Here is an 18,712-nt window from a genome sequence, read left to right as displayed (position 1 = left end):
GCATGCCCGACCCACCCGGACCGAAGGAGACGACGATGACGGTCCTGCCCCGCCCCGCAGACGCCCGGGCCGCCCAGGGGCGCGCTGCCGGCGTGGAGGCCGCATGAGCGAGTTCCTCGCCTCACGCTGGCCGGACATCCTCTTCCGGGCGTGGCAGCACGGGTGGCTCGTGCTGCAGGCGCTGGCCATCGCCACCGTGCTCGCCATCGCGCTGGCCGTGATCGCCACGCGGATCAAGGCCCTGACCCCGATCGCGAACGCCTTCACGGCCGTCGGGCTGACCCTGCCCTCCTTCGCGCTCATCGGCGTCCTGATCCCCCTGGTGGGCATCGGCACCGTCCCCGCCGTCGTGGTGGTGGTCTTCTATGCCCTGCTGCCCATCCTCCGCAACGCGCTCGTGGGTCTGCGCGGCGTGGACCCGGAGGTGCTGGAGGCCGCCCGGGGGATGGGCATGGGGCCGGTGGCGCTGTTCACCCGGGTGCGTCTGCCGCTGGCCTGGCCCGTGATCCTCACCGGCATCCGGGTCGCCGGCCAGCTCGGCATGGGCGTGGCCGCGGTCGCGGCCTACGTCCTGGGGCCCGGACTGGGCTCGTACATCTTCACGGGGCTGGTCTCCCTGGGCGGCGCCAACGCGTTGAACTACGCCCTCGTGGGCACCCTCGGCATCGTCGTCGTCGCCCTCGTCCTGGACGGGCTGCTCGTGCTGCTCGGCCGGCTCACCATCTCGAAGGGACTGCGCGCATGAGCACCGACCGTGACGCCGGGGCCGAGATCCGTCTCGAGTCCCTGACGAAGCTCTATCCGGGGCAGGACCGTCCCGCCGTGGACGCCCTGGACCTCATCATCCCCGCGGGGGAGACCGTGGTGTTCGTCGGCCCGTCCGGCTGCGGCAAGACCACCTCGCTGAAGATGATCAACCGCCTCATCGAGCCCACCTCCGGACGGATCCTAATCGGTGGGGAGGACATCACACGCCGCGACCCCACCCGGCTGCGCCGTCAGATCGGCTACGTCGTGCAGGGTGGCGGGATGATGCCCCACCTGTCCGTCGCCGAGAACGTCGGGCTGGTGCCGCGCCTGCTCAAGTGGGACCGCCGGCGCATCGCCGACCGCGTGGACGAGCTGCTCGACCTCGTCGGCCTGGACCCGGCGATCTATCGAGACCGTTTCCCGCGCGAGCTGTCCGGCGGACAGCAGCAGCGCGTCGGCGTGGCCCGGGGCCTCGCGGCGGATCCTCCCGTGCTGCTCATGGACGAGCCCTTCGGCGCCGTGGACCCCCTCACCCGCAAGCGCCTGCAGCAGGAGATGCTCGACATCCAGGCCAGGGTGGGCAAGACCATCGTGATGGTCACCCACGACGTGGACGAGGCCGTGCTCCTGGGCGACCGGATCCTGGTGCTCGAACCCGGCGCGCACGTGGCCCAGTACGCCACCCCCGAAGAGGTCCTGGCGCGGCCGGCCACCGAGTTCGTGGCCGACTTCGTGGGGTCGGGGGCGGGGCTCAAGCGGCTGGGGCTGCGGTCGGTCGACTCGCTGCCGCTGCGCCCGATCGCACACCACCCGACGGGCACGCTGCCGGGCGGGCCCGTGCTCGACGCGGCCACCCCGATCAGCGAGGCCCTCGCGGCGCTGGTCACGGCCCCGACGGAGGAGATCGCCGTGGTCCGTGATGGCACGGTCATCGGTCTGCTCGACTATCCGACACTGCGCGCGCACGTCCGCGCCGGCGGCGAGCAGGCTCGGCCATGATCGCCCGGCTGCGTGGGGCCTCCGCCGAGGACCGCCTGCTCCTGATCGGCCTGCCGCTGCTGGTGGGCGCCTTGCTGATCGGGTGGACCGTCTGGGTGCGCGGAGCCGCCCTCGACGACGTCGAGGCCCGGCTGCTGACCTGGCCCACCGTCCTGCGCCTCACCGCCGAGCACCTGGCCCTCGTCGGCGTGTCCACCGCTCTGGTCGTGGCGACGGCCGTCCCGCTCGGCGTGCTGCTGAGCCGCCCCGCCGCCCGGCGGTTCACCCCCGTCGCCATGGGGCTGGCCAATGCCGGCCAGGCCGCTCCCGTGATCGGTGTGATCGTCCTGCTCGCCATGGCGTGGGGGTTCGGCTTCCGGGTCGCCGTCCTGGCACTGTCCCTCTACGCGTTCCTGCCCGTGCTGGCCAACACCCTGGCCGGGCTGCGGGGCGTCGACCCCACCGTCGTCGAGGCGGCCCGCGGCATGGGCATGTCGCCGCTGCAGACCCTGCTCCGGGTGGAGCTGCCCTTGGCCCTGCCCGTGATCATGGCGGGTCTGCGGACCGCCCTGGTGCTGCTGGTGGGCACCGGGGCGTTCGCGACGTTCATCGACGCGGGCGGCGGCCTCGGCCTGCTCATCCAGACCGGGATCGTCCTGTTCCGTTTCCCGCTGCTCGTCTCGGGGGCGATCCTCGTGGCCGCCCTCGCCCTGATGATCGAGTGGATCGGCCGCCTCGTCGAGACGCTGGCCACCCCGAGGGGGCTCGCATGACCACCCCGCGCGCGACCCTCCCGTCCCGCCGCCGCGGCCGGACTCCCGCTCGTGCCGCGCTCGCCGCGCTCGGCCTGGCGGCCTCCCTGGTCCTGTCCGGGTGCGGGCTGAGCACCGCCGGCGGCTACCTGCCCTCGGGCACGCCCGCCGGCGACGTCGCCGGGATCGACCTCGAGGGCGCCCACGTGGCGGTGGGCTCCAAGAACTTCAACGAGGGCGTCGTGCTCGGCAAGATCACCGCGATCCTGATGCGCTCCGCGGGGGCCGACGTCGAGGATCTGACCAACATGCCGGGTTCGCTCAGTGCGCGCCAGGCCCAGGTCGCCGGCGTCGTGGACGTCGAGTGGGACTACACGGGGACGGCCTGGATCACGTACCTGGGCCACACCGATCCGATCCCGGACGCCCAGGCGCAGTGGGCCGCGGTCCGGGACGAGGACGCGCAGCAGGGCCTGGTGTGGCTGCCGCCTGCCGAACTCGACAACACCTACACCCTCTCCGTGCGCCAGGACCGGGCGGAGGAGCTCGGCCTGGAGACGCTCGCGGACATCAAGGACCTCCCCACCGAGGAGCAGTCCTTCTGCGTGAGCGCCGAGTTCGCCGCCCGCAACGACGGGTTCCTGCCCATGCTCGAGGCCTACGGGATCGAACGGCCCACCGGATCCCGGCTGCGCCAGATGGACATCGGGGCGGTGTTCGCCGCGGTGGCGGATGGGTCGTGCACCTTCGGGGAGGCGTACTCCACGGACGGGCGGATCGCCGCGCTGGACCTGACGACCCTGCAGGACCCGCTGAGCTTCTTCCCGAAGTACAACGCAGCCCCCATCGTGCGCGAGGAGGTCCTGGCCCAGCACCCCGAGATCGCCGACCTGCTGGCGCCCGTGACCGCGCGCCTGGACAACGCGACGGCCGCGCGCCTGAACGCCCGGGTGGACGTCGACGGCGAGGAGCCCACCCAGGTCGCGTGGGACTGGCTCCGCGAGGAGGGCCTGATCACCGACTGACGGTCCGCCGACGCCGCGCGGCACGGCGGATCAGGCCGCCGTCAGCGTGCGCGAGTAGACCGTCCGGCCGGCGGCGTTGATCAGACGCACCCGGAACTCACGGCCGTCCTCGGGGATCTCGACGTGGCCGAAGTACTGGTGCTCACCGGAGCGCGGCGAGCCCCTGACCGGGCCGTGCGCCTCGAAGTCCAGGCGCGGGCCGAAGGTGCCGTCCAGCGTGTTCAGGCCGAACGATCCGGCGTTGATGGGGCCGGCCACGAACTCCCAGAACGGCTCGAAGTCGGTGAACGCCGCGCGGTCGGGGGAGTAGTGGTGCGCCGCGCAGTCGTGGACGTCGCCGGTGAGGAACACGACGTTCTTCACACCGTGATCCTTGATCGCCTTCAGGAGGCGGGCGATCTCCAGCTCGCGGCCCAGCGGGGCGCCGTCGTCGCCGTTGGACAGGGACTCCTGCCCCGTGCCGTCGGGCTGACCCTCGGGTGAACTTCCGACGTCGGCCCCCGGCGGCATCGGGGTCGACCGGCCCGGGGCCGCTCAGCGCAGGGCGGTGACCGTCCGGACGGCGTCGACGATCGCGTCCGCGGCGGCGTCGAGCAGCGGGGCGTCGGCGTCCGGGCCGAACGTGCAGCGCAGGGCCGTGCGGGCCTCGTCCTCGCTGAGGCCCAGCGCGAGCAGGGTCGGGGACGGCTCGGCGTCGTGGGCCGAGCACGCGGACCCCGCCGAGGCCAGCACGCCCCGGCGGGCCGCCTCCTCCAGCACCGACTCGCCGTTCACGCCGGGCAGTACGAACGAGGCGTGACGCGGCAGCCGCCGCGTGGGATGGCCGGTCAGCCGCGCGTCGGGCACGAGCTCCCGGACGCCGTCGAGCACGCGCGCCGCGAACCGGTCCCGCAGCCCGGACCACGCGTCCGCGGCCGCGGCGCGCTCCACCTCGGCCTCCGCGAAGGCGGCCGCGAACCCGGCCGCGCCGGCCACGTTCTGCGTCCCGGACCGCCGGCCCCGCTCCTGGCCGCCACCGGGCACGAGCGGTTCCAGGGCGTGACCCGGGCGCACCCAGAGCGCGCCGACCCCCTTGGGCCCGCCCACCTTGTGCCCGGACAGCGCCACCAGATCCGCACCGAGGGCCCGCACGTCCACCGGGATCTGCCCCGCGGCCTGCACCGCGTCCACGTGCACCGGCACCCCCGCCTCCCGGGCGACGGCGGCCAGCTCGGCCACCGGCTGCACCGTTCCCACCTCGTTGTGGGCCAGGTGCACGCTGACCAGCGCGGTGACCGGACGCAGGCGGGCGGCGAGGTCGTCCGCCGAGGTCAGGCCGTCACGGTCCAGCGCGAGGTGCTCGACCTCGACGCCGTGCAGCCGGGCCAGCTGGTCACAGGACTGCCGCACCGCGCTGTGCTCGATCCCCGTGGTCAGCACGTGGCCCGCCGGGCGTCCGGCGAGGATGCGGGCGCGCACCGTGCCGAGCACGGCGAGCGCGTCGGCCTCCGTGCCGCCCGAGGTGAACACGACCTGCCCGGCCCGGGCACCGATCGCGCGGGCCACCCGCGCGCGGGCGTCCTCGAGCAGGGCCGCCGCCGCCCGGCCGGCCTCGTGCGCCGAGGACGGGTTGCCGTAGACGCCGGTGAGCGCGGGCCACATCGCCTCGAGCGCGCTGCGCCGGACGGGCGCGGTGGCCGCGTGGTCCAGGTCGAGGGTGGTGCTCATCGGCGCGGCGAGACCTCCTCGACCACGGCGTCCAGGCCCAGGTCCAGGGACCGGACGGTATGGGTCAGCGCCCCCACCGAGATCACGTCCACGCCCGTGGCCGCGATCGCCCCGATCGTCTCGAGGCTCACCCCGCCGGAGGCCTCGACGACGGCGCGGCCCGCCACCAGCTCGACGCCGGCCCGCAGCTCGGCCGGCGAGAAGTTGTCCAGCATGATCGTGTCGACCCCGGCGGCGAGCACCGCCGGGATCTGCTCGAGCCGGTCGACCTCCACCTCCACGTGGGTGGTGTGCGGCAGGCGTGCCATCCCGGCGCGCAGGGCCGCGGTGAGGGCCTCGCCCGGGGCGCCGGCGCCGCCGAACCCCAGCGCGGCCAGGTGGTTGTCCTTCAGCATCACGGCATCCGAGAGGCTGGAGCGGTGGTTGTGCCCGCCGCCGTCCCGCACCGCCTGCCGCTCGAGCACGCGCAGACCCGGGGTGGTCTTGCGGGTGTCCACCACCCGCGCATGCCCGCCGCCGGCGCGCACGGCGGCCACGTGGGCGGCCGTCGTCGTGGCGATCCCGGACAGGCGCTGGACGAGGTTCAGCGCCACGCGCTCGGCGCGCAGGACCGAGCGGGCGGGGCCCGGGACCTCGGCGACGACGGTGCCGGGGGACAGGTCGGCGCCGTCGGCCAGGTGCAGGGTGACGGACACGGCCGGGTCGACGAGCCGGAAGGCGGCCTCGAGGGCGTTCGTGCCGGAGAGCACCCCGGCCTCGCGGGCCACCACGCGCGCGGTGATCCGGGCCTGCTCCGGGACGAAGGCCTCCGAGGAGACATCACCCCAGGGCGCGTCCTCGGCGAGCGCGGCGGCCACGATCCGCTCCACGTCCGGCTGCGGGGACGGCGTCGCCGGGGCGCGGTCGGCCGGGGTCACGACCCGGCCCCGGCGGACTGCGCGGCCGACTGCTTCGGCGCGACGGCCAGCATCCGCTCGAGCGCGGTGCGGGCCGGGTCGGCGACGGACGCGGGCACGGTGATCCGGTTGACCACGCGGCCGGCCACGAGCTCCTCGAGCACCCACGCGAGGTAGCCGGGGTGGATGCGGTACATCGTGGAGCACGGGCAGATCACGGGATCGAGGCAGAAGATCGTGTGCTCGGGGTGCTGGGCCGCCAGGCGCTGCACGAGGTTGATCTCGGTGCCGATCGCGAAGGTCGAGCCGGCCGGAGCCGCCTGGATGGCCTTGACGATGAAGTCGGTGGACCCGGAGGAGTCCGCGGCCTCCACCACGGGCAGGGGGCACTCGGGGTGCACGATCACCTGGACGTCCGGGTGCTCGGCGCGGGCCTGCTCGATCTGCGCGACGGTGAAGCGGCGGTGCACCGAGCAGAAGCCGTGCCACAGCAGGACCTTCGCGTCTCGCAGGGCGTCCTCGGAGTTCCCTCCCAGCGGCAGGCGGGGGTTCCACGTCGGCATCTGCTCGAGTGGGATCCCCCTGGCGCGGCCCGTGTTCCGGCCCAGGTGCTGGTCCGGGAAGAACAGGACGCGCTGGGCGCGCTCGAACGCCCACTCCAGCACGGCCGAGGCGTTGGAGGACGTGCACACGATGCCGCCGTGCTCGCCGACGAAGCCCTTGAGGGCCGCGGAGGAGTTCATGTAGGTCACGGGCAGCAGGGGCACGCGCCCGTCGTCGTCCGGCTCGGTGCCGTAGACCGCCTCGAGCTGCTCCCACGCGTCCTCGACCGAGTCCAGGTCGGCCATGTCCGCCATGGAGCAGCCGGCGGCGAGGTTGGGCAGGATGACGGCCTGGTCCGGGGTGGAGAGCAGGTCCGCGGTCTCCGCCATGAAGTGCACGCCGCAGAACACGATCGCCTCCGCCTCGGGCCGGCCATGGGAGGCCCGCGCGAGCTGGAAGGAGTCGCCCACGACGTCGGCGTGCTGGACGACCTCGTCGCGCTGATAGAAGTGGCCCAGCACGACGACGCGTTCGCCGAGCGTCTGCCGCGCCGCGCTGATCCGGGCGTGGAGCTCCTCGTCCGAGGCCCGCTGGTACTCCTCGGGGATGCGCCCCTGCACGGGGGCGTCGGCCGGGACGGCGTCGTCCTGCGATGCGCCGGGGCCGTAGGCGGGCAGGCCGGCGTCGAACGCCCAGGGGCCGCGGGTCAGGTCGGGGGAGCACGAGGAGCCGCGCGCGGCGTCCTTGTCGATCAGGGTCAGGGTGCGGGCCACCGAGGCGGTGGTCCCGGTCGGGGTGGTCATGGGTGACTCCTGGGTCGGGGCTGGTGGTCAGCGGCGGGCGTCCGGCCCGGCGGGATCGGGGTCGGTCCCGGGCCCGGCGGGCCGGTAGCGGTAGAGCTTGGGCGGGCGGTGCGGAGTGCCGCCGCGGACCTCGCCGGTCTCCTCGAGGGTCCCGGCGGCGAGGGTGGCGCGGCGGAAGTTGGCGGCGTCGAGGCCGCGGCCGAGGACGGCCTCGTGCACGGCGCGCAGCTCGGCGAGGGTGAAGGAGGGCCCCAGCAGTGCGTGCCCGACGCCGGCTCGCGGCAGGTCCGAGCGCAGGCGCGCCACGGCCGCCGCCAGGATCTGGGCGTGGTCGAACGCCAGCGCGGGCGGTGCGTCGGCCCGGTGCCAGCGCACGTGGACCCCGATGGGCATCCCGGCCAGGTCCCGGTCCGGGCGGGACGCCGGGGCGGCGCCGTCGTCGTCCAGGGCGGGGCTGAGCGCCCAGTGGGCCACCGTGAGGACGCGTCCGGTGGGGGAGCGGTCCACGGCGCCGAACGCCGCCAGCTGCTCGAGGTGACGGACGGGACCGGGCACGCACTCGGCGGCCACGCGTGCGGCGACGTCGGCCAGCTCCTCGTCCGCGCCGAGCCACGCGCCCGGCAGCGCCCACCGGTCCAGGAACGGCTCGCGCATCCGCGGGACGAGGGCGACGCAGAGGCGGGGCACCCCGTGCGGGTCCGGGCGCACGCCGAAGACGGCCGTGGACACGGCGACGCTGACGCGGGCCTCAGCGACGGGCATGGGACCTCCCGGGCGGACTGGCGGGGCTGTTCTGGTCAGTATGACACTGTCCCGCCCATCTCAGAGGGTCGAGATGACTGTAAGGCGGGGGAGGTGCCGACGCGGTCCCGCGCTAGCCTGAGTCGGGTGAACACGACCGCCGCCTCCGCCCCGTCCGACGCCCCCCTGGCCTCCACCCGCATCGGGGAGGGCCCGCGCCGCGTCGCGTTCCTGCACGGCCTCATGGGCCGCGGCCGGAACTTCACCGGCCCGGCCAAGGAGCTGGGCGACGACTTCACGGTGGAGCTGATCGATCTGCCGGACCACGGCGCCTCGCCCTGGACGGACCGGGTGGACTACCGCGAGATCGCGGACCGGGTGGCCGCCCACCTGCGCGCCGGCCTCGCCGCCGACGGGCCGGTCCATCTGCTGGGCCACTCGATGGGCGGCAAGGTCGCGATGGTGCTCGCCCTGCGGCACCCGGACCTCGTGGACCGGCTGATCGTGGAGGACATCTCCCCGCGGCTCTCACCCCAGGCCACGGACGAGTTCGTCCACCTGCTGGGCACCATGCTGCGCATGGACCTGGACGCGTACGACACGCGGGCCGAGGCCGACGCCGCCATGGCCGAGCACGTCCACGACGCGCGGGTGCGCGGCTTCCTGCTGCAGAACCTGCGGCGCACGGCCGGGCACTTCGAGTGGCAGCCCAACGTGGCCATGCTCTTCGAGCACCTGCGGGAGATCGGCTCGTTCCCGGACCCGGTGGTCCCCGAGGACCCGGCGCGCGTGTTCGACCATCCTGTGCTGTGGCTGGCCGGCGCCGAGTCGGACTACGTCCAGGACGAGGACGTGCCGCGGATGAAGGAGCTCTTCCCGCGCGTCGTGCGCGTGACCGTCCGTGACGCCGGCCACTGGCTGCACGCCGACCAGCCCGAGGCCTTCGTCTCCGCGGTGCGCACCTTCCTCACCGCTGACTGACGGGGCCCGCCGGGAGACGGAGACAGCGCCGAGGCCCGCAGACGCGCCGCTACGTTCCGTGCGTAGCGGCGCGTCTGCGGGCCTCGGCGTCGGGCGCGGGTGGGGGCGGACCCGTCGGCCGCCGCATCAGTGGGCGGGCACGGCCTTCTTCCCGCGCAGGCGTCCGACGAGCAGGACCACCCCGAGCGCGACCGAGCCCCAGAGCAGGCCCCACACGGCCGACGTCGCGGTCTCCGTGAGCCAGCCGAGGAACGCGCCGGCGGCGTGCGTGACGGGCTCGACGATCCCGTGCTGCACGGCGTAGGGCCACGGCACGCCCAGCGCGTCCAGCTCCACGAGGGCGATGTGGCCGCCCACCCAGAGCATCGCCACGGTGCCGATGACGGTCACCACGCGCAGCACGTGCGGCATGGCCTTGACCAGCCCGGCGCCGAACGAGCGGCCGCCGGAGGTCGAGGCGTTCTGGTGCAGGTGCAGGCCGACGTCGTCCATCTTCACGATCAGCCCCACCACCCCGTACACCCCCACGGTGATGACGACGGCCACCACCGCCAGGATCGCCGCCTTCATCCAGAAGCCCAGGTCGGCCACCTCGTTCATGGAGATGACCATGATCTCCAGGGACAGGATGAAGTCCGTGGTGATGGCCCCGCGCACCACGGTGTCCTCGGCCTCCGGACCCCGCTCGACGGCAGGCTCCTCGTCGTCGGCATGCCCGTGGCCGGCGAGCTTGCCCCACACCTTGTGCGCGCCCTCATAGGACAGGTAGGTGCCGCCGGCCAGCAGCAGCCACGGCAGGATCCAGGGGGCGAGCCAGTCGAGCAGCAGCAGCGCGGGCAGGATGACCACGAGCTTGTTGCGCAGGGAGCCCTTGGTGATCCGCCAGATCATCGGCAGCTCGCGGGCCGCGGCCGCGCCGGCCATGTACTGCGGGGTCACCGCGGCGTCGTCGACCACCACACCCGCCGCCTTGGCTGCAGCGCGTCCCGCTCCGGCGGCCACGTCGTCCACGCTCGCGGCGGCGAGGCGGGCGAGGGCGGCGACGTCGTCGAGCAGGGCTACGAGTCCGACCATGGTTCCTCCTGGGGCGGGGCCGACGGGCGCGACGGTGCGCGGGCAGGGCGCAGGTCGAGCATAGCGGCGAGGACGGACACGCACCGGCCCGGCCCCGTGGGGGACCGGGCCGGTGCGTGCGCGGCCGACGAGGCCGCCGGTGGGCTCAGGCGTCGTTCTCGGTGGTCTCCACGGGACGGGAGCCCAGGCGGCCGTCGATGCGGAGCAGGCCCGAGCCGTCGTCGCCGACGAGCTCGAGCTGGCCCACGATCTCGGAGACGGTGGCCTCCTCCTCGATCTGCTCGTCCAGGAACCAGTTCAGCAGCGGGCGCGAGTTGAGGTCGCCCGCGGACTCGGTGGCCCGGTACAGCTCGCGGATCGCCTCGGAGACCTTCTGCTCATGCGCGAGCGCGGCCCGGAAGATCTCCAGGGCCGACAGGCCGGCCTGCACGGGCGGGGCCGGGATGGCGCCGATCGTCGGGACGCTGTCCCGGTCGGTGACATGGTCGATGAACTTGTTGGCGTGGACGATCTCCTCGTCCGCCTGGTGCCGCAGCCACGCGGCCATCCCGGACAGGTCCAGGTCGTCGGCGGCGATCGCGAGCTGGCGGTAGACCATGGACGCCTCGAACTCGAGGGTGATCTGGTCGTCGAACTTCTGCAGCAGGTCATCGGTCAGCTTCATGCCTCGAACTCTAGGCAGGCGGCCGGGGCGCGGTAAAGGCGCGCCGCCCCGTCATCGAGGCGCGACGACGGCGGGCGGCGGGCTCCGCCGGATTCGGCGCCCCGCGGACCCGGCCCTAGGCTGGGCGCCGTGTCCGAGACCCACCGCGCCCGCCCGGGCGTCGACCCCGCGTCGGCGCCGCCCTCCGACGTGCCGCGTGGCCCGGGAGGCCGGGACGCGCTCGTCCGCCGCCGCGTGTTCCGGACGCCCCTGCTGCGCCGCGTGGTCTACGCGGTGGTCTTCGAGCTGCTCGCCATCCTCTTCACCACCGGGATCCTGGCGGCGCTCGGCAACGGCGGCGGGCCCTCGCTCGCCGTGGCGGTGGTGTCCTCGACCGTGGCCCTGCTGTGGAACATCGTGTTCAACTCGGTGTTCGAGACCCTCGAACGCCGCCTCGGGATCACGGGCCGACCCTGGTGGGTGCGCGTGGCCCACGCCGTCGGCTTCGAGGGCGGGCTGATCGTGTTCCTCGTGCCCGCGGTGGCGCTGATCCTCGGCATCGGGCTGGGGGAGGCGTTCCTCATCGAGGCCGGCCTGCTCGTGTTCTTCCTCGTCTACGCCGCGGTGTACGCCTACGCGTTCGACTCGGTGTTCGGCCTGCCGGACTCGGCCGCCCGCGCCGAGGCCTGACCCACCGCTCGGAGCAGGCGCGGCTCAGCGGGACGCCGGCAGCCCCAGGAACGCGCGGATCGCCGGCATCTCGCGGCGCACCTGGTCCAGGCCGAGCTCGTGGGCGGCGGCCAGCTTGGCCACGGACCGCTCGCCGTTGGAGATGGGCATGGTCGCGGGCACGAACAGATAGGCCCGTCCCTGCCGCTCCATCTCGAACAGGCGCTCGCGGGTCGCGTTGTACCGGCGCCAGCGCGTGAGCAGGGCGTCCGCGACGGCGGGGTAGCGCCGGAAGGTGCGCTGGTAGAACGAGGGGAACCGCTCGGGCCGCTTCACGTACCCGCGCTCCCGGGTCAGGACCACGAGGACCTTCTCGAACCCCGCGTCCTCCGCCGCGGTCAGCGGGATCCCGCCGTCCACGCCGAGGGCGCCGTCCACGAACACGGTGCCCTCGGCGTGCACCGGGGGCATGAGGACCGGCATCGTGGACGACGCGCGGACGCGGACCATCAGATCGGTCAGGGTGGTCATGTCGGAGCGGTCCCACCAGCGGGTCTCGCCGCTCGCGGCGTCGAACCCGCCCAGCACGAGCCGGGCGGGGTTCGCGCGGAACGTGGCGAAGTCGTAGGGCAGGTCCGCCTCGGGCAGGCCGGCGTGCTCGTAGATGTACTCGGCGTTGAACAGGCCCTTGCCGCGCACGAAGCTCAGCCAGTTGCCGAACCGAGGATCGTCGGCGAAGTCCACGAACGAGCGCCGCGCGCGGGCCGGGTCGCGGGACAGGTAGTTCACGGCGTTGGACGAGCCCGCCGAGATGCCGGCCACGAAGTCCACGTGGATCCGCTCGCGCAGCAGCTCCGCCACCACGGCCGAGGTGAGCGCGGCGCGCATCCCCCCGCCCTCGAACAGCAGCGCCGTGTCGGTGACGTTGGACGTCATGGGCTCGGTCATGGTCGGTCCCTCCGTGTTCGCCGTCCGCCGAGCCGGGCGCGGAGTGCTCCCGTCCGGCCGCGCCCATCCTAGGCTGTCCCCATGGCGACGACTCACATGAAGAGCACCCCCGTCCACACCGTCGGTGAGCTGCCCCCGGTGGGTGCCCCCGCCCCCGACTTCACCCTCACCGGGGCGGACCTGTCCCCGGTGACCCTGCAGGAGCTGCGCGGCCGCCGCGTGATCCTGAACATCTTCCCGTCCCTGGACACGGGCGTGTGCGCCGCCTCCGTCCGCGAGTTCAACTCCCGCGTCGCGGACCTCGAGGACACCACCGTCGTGGCCGTGTCCGCGGACCTGCCGTTCGCCGCCGCACGCTTCTGCTCGGTCGAGGGCATCGACCACGTTCGCAGCGGCTCCGTGTTCCGCTCGTCCTTCGGCGACGACTACGGCGTGCGCATGACCGACGGTCCGCTCGAGGGCCTGCTGGCCCGCGCCGTCGTCGTGGTCGATGCCGACGGCGTGGTCCGTCATGCCCAGCTCGTCCCCGAGATCTCCGAGGAGCCGGACTACGAGGCCGCCCTGGCGGCCGCCCGGGGCTGAGCGTGACGCCGCCGGGCTGGCCGCCGCGCGCACGACGCTCGCCCCTGGCGTTCGTCATCGCGCTGTTCGGCGTGCTCGGCGCGCTGGTCCTGGCCGGGGGCCTCACCGCGCTCCTCGCCGGCCGGATGGTCGACGTCGCCGGGGACTCCGCCCCGACCGTGCCCGCCGCCGAGGCCCCCGCCCGGGAGGCGGGCGAGCTCGCGGCGGGCCTGACGCACGTCCACGACGGCGTGGCGGTGGACTGGTCCGCGTCGGCCCACGACGGATCGTCCCTGGACCCGGGCCAGCCGGTCGCGGACGCCCCGGGCATCCTCCTCGTGGAGACCGCCCTCGGCGCCCGCACCGGCACGGGGACGGGTATGGTGCTCTCCCCGGACGGACTGGCGGTGACCAACTACCACGTGGTCGAGGACTCCTCGGAGGTGCACGTGGTGGTCGCGGACACCGGCGCGCGGCACACGGCCACGGTGCTCGGGCGCGATGCCGAGCACGACATCGCGGTGCTCGACGTCGAGGGCGTCTCAGACCTGCCGGTGGCCAGCGTCTCGCTGGACCCGGTGCGTCGCGGGGAGACGGTGGCCGCCGTCGGCAACGGCGGGGGCCAGGGCCACCTGACGGCCGTGCGCGGCACCGTGCTCGGCACGGACCGCTCGATCATGGCCGCGGCCGAGGGCACCGATCAGTACGCGCGCCTGTCCGGCCTGATCCAGACGGACGCGGACGTCGTGCCCGGCTACTCCGGCGGCCCGGTGGTGGACGACGCCGGCCAGGTGGTCGGCGTGACCGTGGCGGCCAGCGACGGGACCACCGCGGACGAGGTGGACGGCTTCGCGATCCCGCTGGAGGTGGCCTTCGACGTGGTGGACCAGGTCCTCTCGGGCGAGGAGACGGACACCGTGAGCATCGGCGCGGACGGCGCCCTGGGCATCATGGTCGGCGCGGATCCCGACGTCGGCGTCGTGGTCATGCAGGTGGACGCGGGCTCGGCGGCCGAGCAGATCGGCCTGGTCGAGGGCGATGTGATCCTCGAGATCGAGGGGCGGGCCGTCGGCGACGACGCCTCCCGGATGTCCCGCCTGGTCAACGACCACAACGTGGGGGACCGGATCACCGTCCAGTGGCGCACCGCCGACGGCGAGGTGCATGAGGCGGAGGCGGTCCTGCAGCCGGCCCTCGTGAACTGACCGGCCCCCCGGCGTTCAGGAGAGCAGGTCCAGCGAGAGGGCCATCGCGGCCACGCCCAGCAGCACGCCGCCCAGCGCCGCGGCGCGGCCCCCGGCCGCCCGGGCGGCGGGCAGCAGCGCGTCGAGGCTCACGGTCACCATCACGCCCGCCACGGCCGCGAAGACGGCGGCCACGAGCGCGGGTGTGAGGAACGGGGCCAGCAGCAGCCAGCCGATCAGCGCGCCCAGCGGCTCCGCGATCCCCGTGAACGCGGCCCACGCGAAGGCCTTGCGCCGCGATCCGGTGGCCTGCCGCACGGGCACGGCCACGGCCACGCCCTCGGGAACGTTGTGCACGGCCATCGCGACGGCCAGCGCGAGGCCCACCGAGGGATCCTGCAGGGTGCCGGCGAAGGTGACGAAGCCCTCCGGCAGATTGTGCAGGCCGATCGCCAGGGCCGTCACCGTGCCCAGGCGCAGCATCCGCCGCCGGTCCAGGTCGGCCGGGTCGTCGACGTCGCCCGGCATCTCCGAGACGGGGTCGGGGACGGCGCACTCGAGCAGCACGTAGGCGCCTGCGCCGAGGGTCAGGGCGGCCACCGCGACGGCGGTCGCCGCGGGGCCGACCGCCCCGCCCAGCCCCTCGACGGCGGCCGGCAGCATCTCCAGGAAGGAGACGGCGAGCATGACGCCCGCGGCGAGGCCGAGGGAGGCCCCCAGCGCGCGGCCCGAGGGCTCGCGTCCGACGATCGCCAGGACGCCGCCCAGCACCGTGGCCAGCCCGGCGAACGTCGTGAGAGCGAGCGCGGTCCAGAACGGGTCCACGGGGGAGGGCCTCCTGACGGGCGGCGGGCGGGGTGGGACCATTCTAGGGACCGCAGGAGGAGACCATGACCGACACGCCGCCGACCCCGGATTCTCCCTGCCCCGGGGCGTCGAGCCGGGCCGCGCCGTCGTCGTGGGCGCCGGCCCCAACGGCCTGACCGCCGCCGCTCTGCTGGCCCGCGAGGGCTGGGAGGTGGACGTGTTCGAGCGGGCCCCGGTGCCCGGCGGTGCGTGCGCGTCCGCGCCGGTGCTGGGGGAGGGGACCGTGGTGGACCTCGGGGCGGCGGGCCATCCGTTCGGCGTCGCCAGCCCCGTGTTCCGGGAGCTGGGGTTGACGGACCACGGGCTCGCCTGGCTGCACCCGGCCGTGCCGATGGGGCATCCGCTGCCGGACGGGCCGGCCGCCCTCCTGCACCGGGACCTCGAGGCCACCGCCGCGGGTCTCGGCGTCGACGCGCGGGCCTGGCGGGCCGTGCACGGGGCCCTGGTCGCGCACGTCGACGAGATCCTGGCGGGCGCGCTCGGCCCAGTGCTGCGCCCCCCGCCCCATCCGGTGGCGATGGCCCGGCTCGGCCTGCGCGCCCCGTGGCCGGCCGATCTGCTGGGCCGGGCGATGTTCCGCACGGCGGCCGCCCGCGCCCTGTTCACGGGCTCGGCGGCCCACGCGATCCTGCCCTCGAGCCGGCCCCTGACGGCGGCGTTCGGTGCGCTCTTCGGCGCGCTCGGGATGAGCTCGGGCTGGCCGGTGGCGCGCGGCGGGTCGGGGGCGATCGTCGACGCGCTCGTGGCGGTGCTGCGGGCGCACGGCGGTCGGCTGCACCTGGGTCACGAGGTCACGGACCTGCGCGCGCTGCCCGCCGCGGACGCCGTCGTGCTGGACCTGACCCCGCGCCAGGTGCTGCGCGTCGCCGGCACGGGCCTGCCGCCGCGCTACGCCGCCGCCCTGCGCCGGTGGCGCCCCGGGCCGTCCGTGTCCAAGGTCGACTTCCTGCTCGACGGGCCGATCCCGTGGCGCGACGCCCGGCTCGCGGGCGCGGGGACGGTGCACCTGGGCGGGACCGCCGCCGAGATCCGGCGGGCCGAGGACGACGTCGCGGCCGGCCGGATGCCGGCGCGGCCCTTCGTCATGCTCTGTCAGCAGCAGGCGGCGGACCCCTCACGGGCCACCGGGCCCGCCCGGGGGCACACGGTCGTCTGGTCCTACGCCCATGTGCCCCACGGCCACCCCGGCGACGTCCGTCCGCTGATCGAGGCGGAGGTGGAGCGGCACGCACCCGGCTTCCGGGACCGGATCGGGGCCGCGGTCGCGATGCGCCCAGCCGATCTGGAGGCGTGGAACCCGAACCTCGTGGGCGGCGACATCGCGGGGGGATCGCTCGCGGGAGCGCGCGCGCTCCTGCGCCCCACCGCGTCGCCCCGGCCGCACCGGGCGGGTCGGACCGGGCTGTATCTGGCCTCCGCCTCCACCCCGCCGGGCGCCGGCGTCCATGGCATGGGCGGGGCGTGGGCCGTGCGGACGCTGCTGGCGGACCGTCGTCGCTGACCGCTGTGCGCCACGGACGGGACGGATCCAGATTCGGACTTTCGCGAACCTGAATGTGCCCGCTACAGTGTGCTCCATCTCACGGAACGTCCCGTCTCGGCGGAACGGCCCGGGGGTCGTCTCGCACCACCAGGTCCCCACAGGGATGTGGGCGCGCGACGTCCTTGCACCTCTCATGAACGGAAGCACCTTCCATGAAGTACACGAAGCTCTCCGCTGCCGCGGCCCTGGCCGCCGGCTCGGCCCTCATCCTCTCCGCGTGCGCCCCGGGCGGCGGCAACGCAGGCGACTCCAGCAGCAGCGGCTCCGGCGCCAGCCAGGGCGGCGACTCGGGCGCCGGCAACGTCATCGAAGGGGACAAGGGCCAGAAGCTCACCGCCGAGGCCTCCGGGCCGGGGAAGGCCGACCTGGGCGACGTCAAGACCCAGGACGGCTCCATCGCCTACTCGGTGGGCGCCGACGACTTCCTGTCCTACAACGGCCTGCAGTCGAACACGTACACCACGTACAACTCGGCCGTCGCGGACCGCATGTTCTCGTCCTTCTGGTACTTCGGCACCGACGGCTCGATCATCCCGGACAAGGACTTCGGACGGTACGAGAAGACCTCGGACGACCCGCTGACCGTGAAGTACACCATCAGCGACGACGCCAAGTGGTCCGACGGCACCCCCGTCACCGCGGGCGACTTCATCGTCCACTGGGCCGCGAACAACGACACGATCAAGGCCGAGGGTGCCGAGACCCCGCTGTTCGACTCGATCTCCTTCGAGCAGGGCAAGTACATCCCGGAGGCGCCCGAGGGCGAGGCCGACGGCAAGGAGTTCACCGTCACCTACCCGGAGCCCTACGCGGACTGGGAGATCCTCATCAGCACCGCGCTGCCGGCGCACGTCGTCGCCAAGGAGGCGGGCATGAGCTTCGAGGAGCTCGTCACCGCCGCGAAGGAGAAGGACGTCGAGGCGCTCACCCCGGCGGCCGAGTTCTGGAACGACGGCTGGGACTTCAGCCCCGGCGAGCTGCCGGACGCTTCGCTGGTGCCCTCCATGGGCCCCTACAAGTTCAAGGACGGCGGCTGGCAGGCCGGCCAGTCCATCACCCTCGAGGCCAACCCCGAGTACGGGGGCGCCCCGGCGGCCACCAAGGAGCTCGTCCTCCGCTTCGCCGACCCCAAGACCCACGTGCAGGCCCTGCAGAACGGCGACCTCGACGTCATCGAGCCGCAGGCCACCGTGGACACCCTCCAGCAGCTCGAGGGCCTCGGCGACGACGTCAACGTCCAGACCGGTGACCAGCTGACCTGGGAGCACGTGGACTACAACCGCGGCGAGGGCTCGGTCTTCGCCGACTCCCCGGAGCTGCGCGAGGCCTTCGCCCTCTGCCTGCCCCGTCAGCAGATCGTGGACAACCTGATCAAGCCGATCTACGCGGACGCCCAGGTCATGAACCTGCGCGAGGTCTTCCCCTTCCAGGACAAGTACCAGGAGGTCGTGGACGCGGCCTACCCGAAGGAGATGGACCAGCCGAACATCGAGAAGGCCAAGGAGCTCGTCGAGAAGTCGGGCGTCTCCAAGCCCACGGTCCGCCTCGGCTACCAGGCCGGCAACCAGCGTCGCACCGAGACCGTCGCGCTCATCAAGAGCTCCTGCGACCAGGCCGGCTTCGACGTGCAGGACGCCAACTCGCCGGTGTTCTTCAAGGAGGTCATGCCGGCCGGTGACTACGACGCCGCCCTCTACGCCTGGGCCGGCTCGGGCCAGAAGGCCTCCGGCGCGAACATCTACCAGTCGGACGGCGCCCAGAACCAGCAGAGCTACAACAACCCCGAGGTGGACGCGGCCTGGGACAAGCTCGCCACCTCGCTGGACGAGAACGAGCAGCTGGAGCAGACCAAGACCATCGAGAAGCTGCTGTGGGAGGACTTCCAGGCCATCCCGCTGTACGCTCACCCGGGTCTGGTCGGCCACAAGGCCGACGTCGCCAACGTGCGCGACACCGCCGCCCAGTCGGGTGCGCTGTGGAACGTGGAGCAGTGGGTCCGCGTCCAGGAGTGACACCCCGCTGACCTCTGACCCGGCGGTCCGCCTCC

18 protein-coding genes and 1 pseudogene are annotated in these 18,712 nt (G+C 74.0%); 10 read left to right on the top strand and 9 right to left on the bottom strand.

Translation table 11 applies throughout. The features are described from left to right. Positions 1 to 103 precede the first annotated feature (103 nt). Genes MLUT_RS19370 through MLUT_RS19355 form a run of 4 tightly spaced genes read left to right on the top strand, consistent with a single transcriptional unit; the run spans position 104 to position 3,505 of the window. The gene (locus MLUT_RS19370; protein WP_002855197.1) at positions 104 to 745 is read left to right on the top strand and encodes an ABC transporter permease; all 642 of its coding nucleotides are present in this window, start codon (positions 104 to 106) and stop codon (positions 743 to 745) included. Further along, a complete protein-coding gene (locus MLUT_RS19365) occupies positions 742 to 1,749 on the top strand; it encodes an ABC transporter ATP-binding protein (protein WP_010080517.1) in 1,008 nt (335 codons plus the stop codon). The genes MLUT_RS19370 and MLUT_RS19365 overlap by 4 nt, the downstream gene beginning before the upstream one ends. Continuing rightward, on the top strand, positions 1,746 to 2,501 hold the full coding sequence (locus tag MLUT_RS19360) for an ABC transporter permease (protein WP_010080518.1): 756 nt from the start codon (positions 1,746 to 1,748) through the stop codon (positions 2,499 to 2,501). The genes MLUT_RS19365 and MLUT_RS19360 overlap by 4 nt, the downstream gene beginning before the upstream one ends. Further along, a complete protein-coding gene (locus MLUT_RS19355; protein ID WP_010080519.1) occupies positions 2,498 to 3,505 on the top strand; it encodes a glycine betaine ABC transporter substrate-binding protein in 1,008 nt (335 codons plus the stop codon). The genes MLUT_RS19360 and MLUT_RS19355 overlap by 4 nt, the downstream gene beginning before the upstream one ends. Before the next feature lie 30 nt (positions 3,506 to 3,535). On the opposite strand, the pseudogene MLUT_RS19350 reads toward MLUT_RS19355, so the two are convergent. The 5 genes and pseudogenes from MLUT_RS19350 to MLUT_RS19330 all read right to left on the bottom strand — a co-directional run. Continuing rightward, positions 3,536 to 3,973, bottom strand: a pseudogene (locus tag MLUT_RS19350) (alkaline phosphatase D family protein); the annotation flags it as partial. 66 nt (positions 3,974 to 4,039) lie between these two features. Continuing rightward, positions 4,040 to 5,212, bottom strand: a complete 1,173-nt coding sequence (locus tag MLUT_RS19345; RefSeq protein ID WP_012751019.1) for a cysteine desulfurase family protein — start codon at positions 5,210 to 5,212, stop codon at positions 4,040 to 4,042. Next, a complete protein-coding gene (gene nadC / locus MLUT_RS19340; RefSeq protein WP_010080523.1) occupies positions 5,209 to 6,129 on the bottom strand; it encodes a carboxylating nicotinate-nucleotide diphosphorylase in 921 nt (306 codons plus the stop codon). The genes MLUT_RS19345 and nadC overlap by 4 nt, the downstream gene beginning before the upstream one ends. Next, the gene (gene nadA / locus MLUT_RS19335) at positions 6,126 to 7,454 is read right to left on the bottom strand and encodes a quinolinate synthase NadA (RefSeq protein ID WP_010080524.1); all 1,329 of its coding nucleotides are present in this window, start codon (positions 7,452 to 7,454) and stop codon (positions 6,126 to 6,128) included. The genes nadC and nadA overlap by 4 nt, the downstream gene beginning before the upstream one ends. A gap of 27 nt (positions 7,455 to 7,481) precedes the next feature. Further along, on the bottom strand, positions 7,482 to 8,216 hold the full coding sequence (locus MLUT_RS19330; protein WP_012751018.1) for an NUDIX hydrolase: 735 nt from the start codon (positions 8,214 to 8,216) through the stop codon (positions 7,482 to 7,484). 126 nt (positions 8,217 to 8,342) lie between these two features. Here MLUT_RS19330 and MLUT_RS19325 point away from each other — a divergent pair, with 126 nt between their 5' ends. Continuing rightward, positions 8,343 to 9,176 (top strand): alpha/beta fold hydrolase, encoded by an 834-nt coding sequence (locus MLUT_RS19325; RefSeq protein WP_010080526.1) that lies wholly within the window; start codon positions 8,343 to 8,345, stop codon positions 9,174 to 9,176. A 126-nt stretch (positions 9,177 to 9,302) separates the two neighbouring features. On the opposite strand, the gene MLUT_RS19320 is transcribed toward MLUT_RS19325, so the two are convergent. Further along, a complete protein-coding gene (locus MLUT_RS19320) occupies positions 9,303 to 10,250 on the bottom strand; it encodes a DUF808 domain-containing protein (protein ID WP_010080527.1) in 948 nt (315 codons plus the stop codon). A gap of 145 nt (positions 10,251 to 10,395) precedes the next feature. Further along, positions 10,396 to 10,914, bottom strand: coding sequence for a ferritin (locus MLUT_RS19315; protein ID WP_012751017.1), 519 nt, complete (start codon positions 10,912 to 10,914; stop codon positions 10,396 to 10,398). 129 nt (positions 10,915 to 11,043) lie between these two features. Between MLUT_RS19315 and MLUT_RS19310 the strand changes: the two genes are divergently transcribed. After that, a complete protein-coding gene (locus MLUT_RS19310; protein ID WP_010080529.1) occupies positions 11,044 to 11,583 on the top strand; it encodes a PACE efflux transporter in 540 nt (179 codons plus the stop codon). 24 nt (positions 11,584 to 11,607) lie between these two features. Here MLUT_RS19310 and MLUT_RS19305 read toward each other — a convergent pair whose 3' ends face one another. Continuing rightward, the gene (locus MLUT_RS19305) at positions 11,608 to 12,510 is read right to left on the bottom strand and encodes a patatin-like phospholipase family protein (protein ID WP_010080530.1); all 903 of its coding nucleotides are present in this window, start codon (positions 12,508 to 12,510) and stop codon (positions 11,608 to 11,610) included. 81 nt (positions 12,511 to 12,591) lie between these two features. Between MLUT_RS19305 and tpx the strand changes: the two genes are divergently transcribed. Together tpx and MLUT_RS19295 are read left to right on the top strand one after the other, a co-directional pair. Beyond that, entirely contained in the window at positions 12,592 to 13,092 is a 501-nt protein-coding gene (tpx, locus tag MLUT_RS19300) for a thiol peroxidase (protein ID WP_002855177.1), read from the top strand. 2 nt (positions 13,093 to 13,094) lie between these two features. After that, on the top strand, positions 13,095 to 14,276 hold the full coding sequence (locus MLUT_RS19295) for a S1C family serine protease (protein ID WP_010080531.1): 1,182 nt from the start codon (positions 13,095 to 13,097) through the stop codon (positions 14,274 to 14,276). Positions 14,277 to 14,291: 15 nt separating this feature from the next. On the opposite strand, the gene zupT is transcribed toward MLUT_RS19295, so the two are convergent. Beyond that, a complete protein-coding gene (zupT, locus tag MLUT_RS19290) occupies positions 14,292 to 15,080 on the bottom strand; it encodes a zinc transporter ZupT (protein WP_010080532.1) in 789 nt (262 codons plus the stop codon). 133 nt (positions 15,081 to 15,213) lie between these two features. Here zupT and MLUT_RS19285 point away from each other — a divergent pair, with 133 nt between their 5' ends. Continuing rightward, the gene (locus tag MLUT_RS19285) at positions 15,214 to 16,623 is read left to right on the top strand and encodes a phytoene desaturase family protein (RefSeq protein WP_012751015.1); all 1,410 of its coding nucleotides are present in this window, start codon (positions 15,214 to 15,216) and stop codon (positions 16,621 to 16,623) included. Positions 16,624 to 16,817: 194 nt separating this feature from the next. Beyond that, a complete protein-coding gene (locus MLUT_RS19280) occupies positions 16,818 to 18,677 on the top strand; it encodes an ABC transporter family substrate-binding protein (RefSeq protein WP_012751014.1) in 1,860 nt (619 codons plus the stop codon). Positions 18,678 to 18,712 lie beyond the last annotated feature (35 nt).

Origin of the sequence: Micrococcus luteus NCTC 2665 (assembly GCF_000023205.1) — a bacterium.
Taxonomy (GTDB): domain Bacteria; phylum Actinomycetota; class Actinomycetes; order Actinomycetales; family Micrococcaceae; genus Micrococcus; species Micrococcus luteus.
This window is presented reverse-complemented; position numbering and strand designations above follow the sequence as displayed.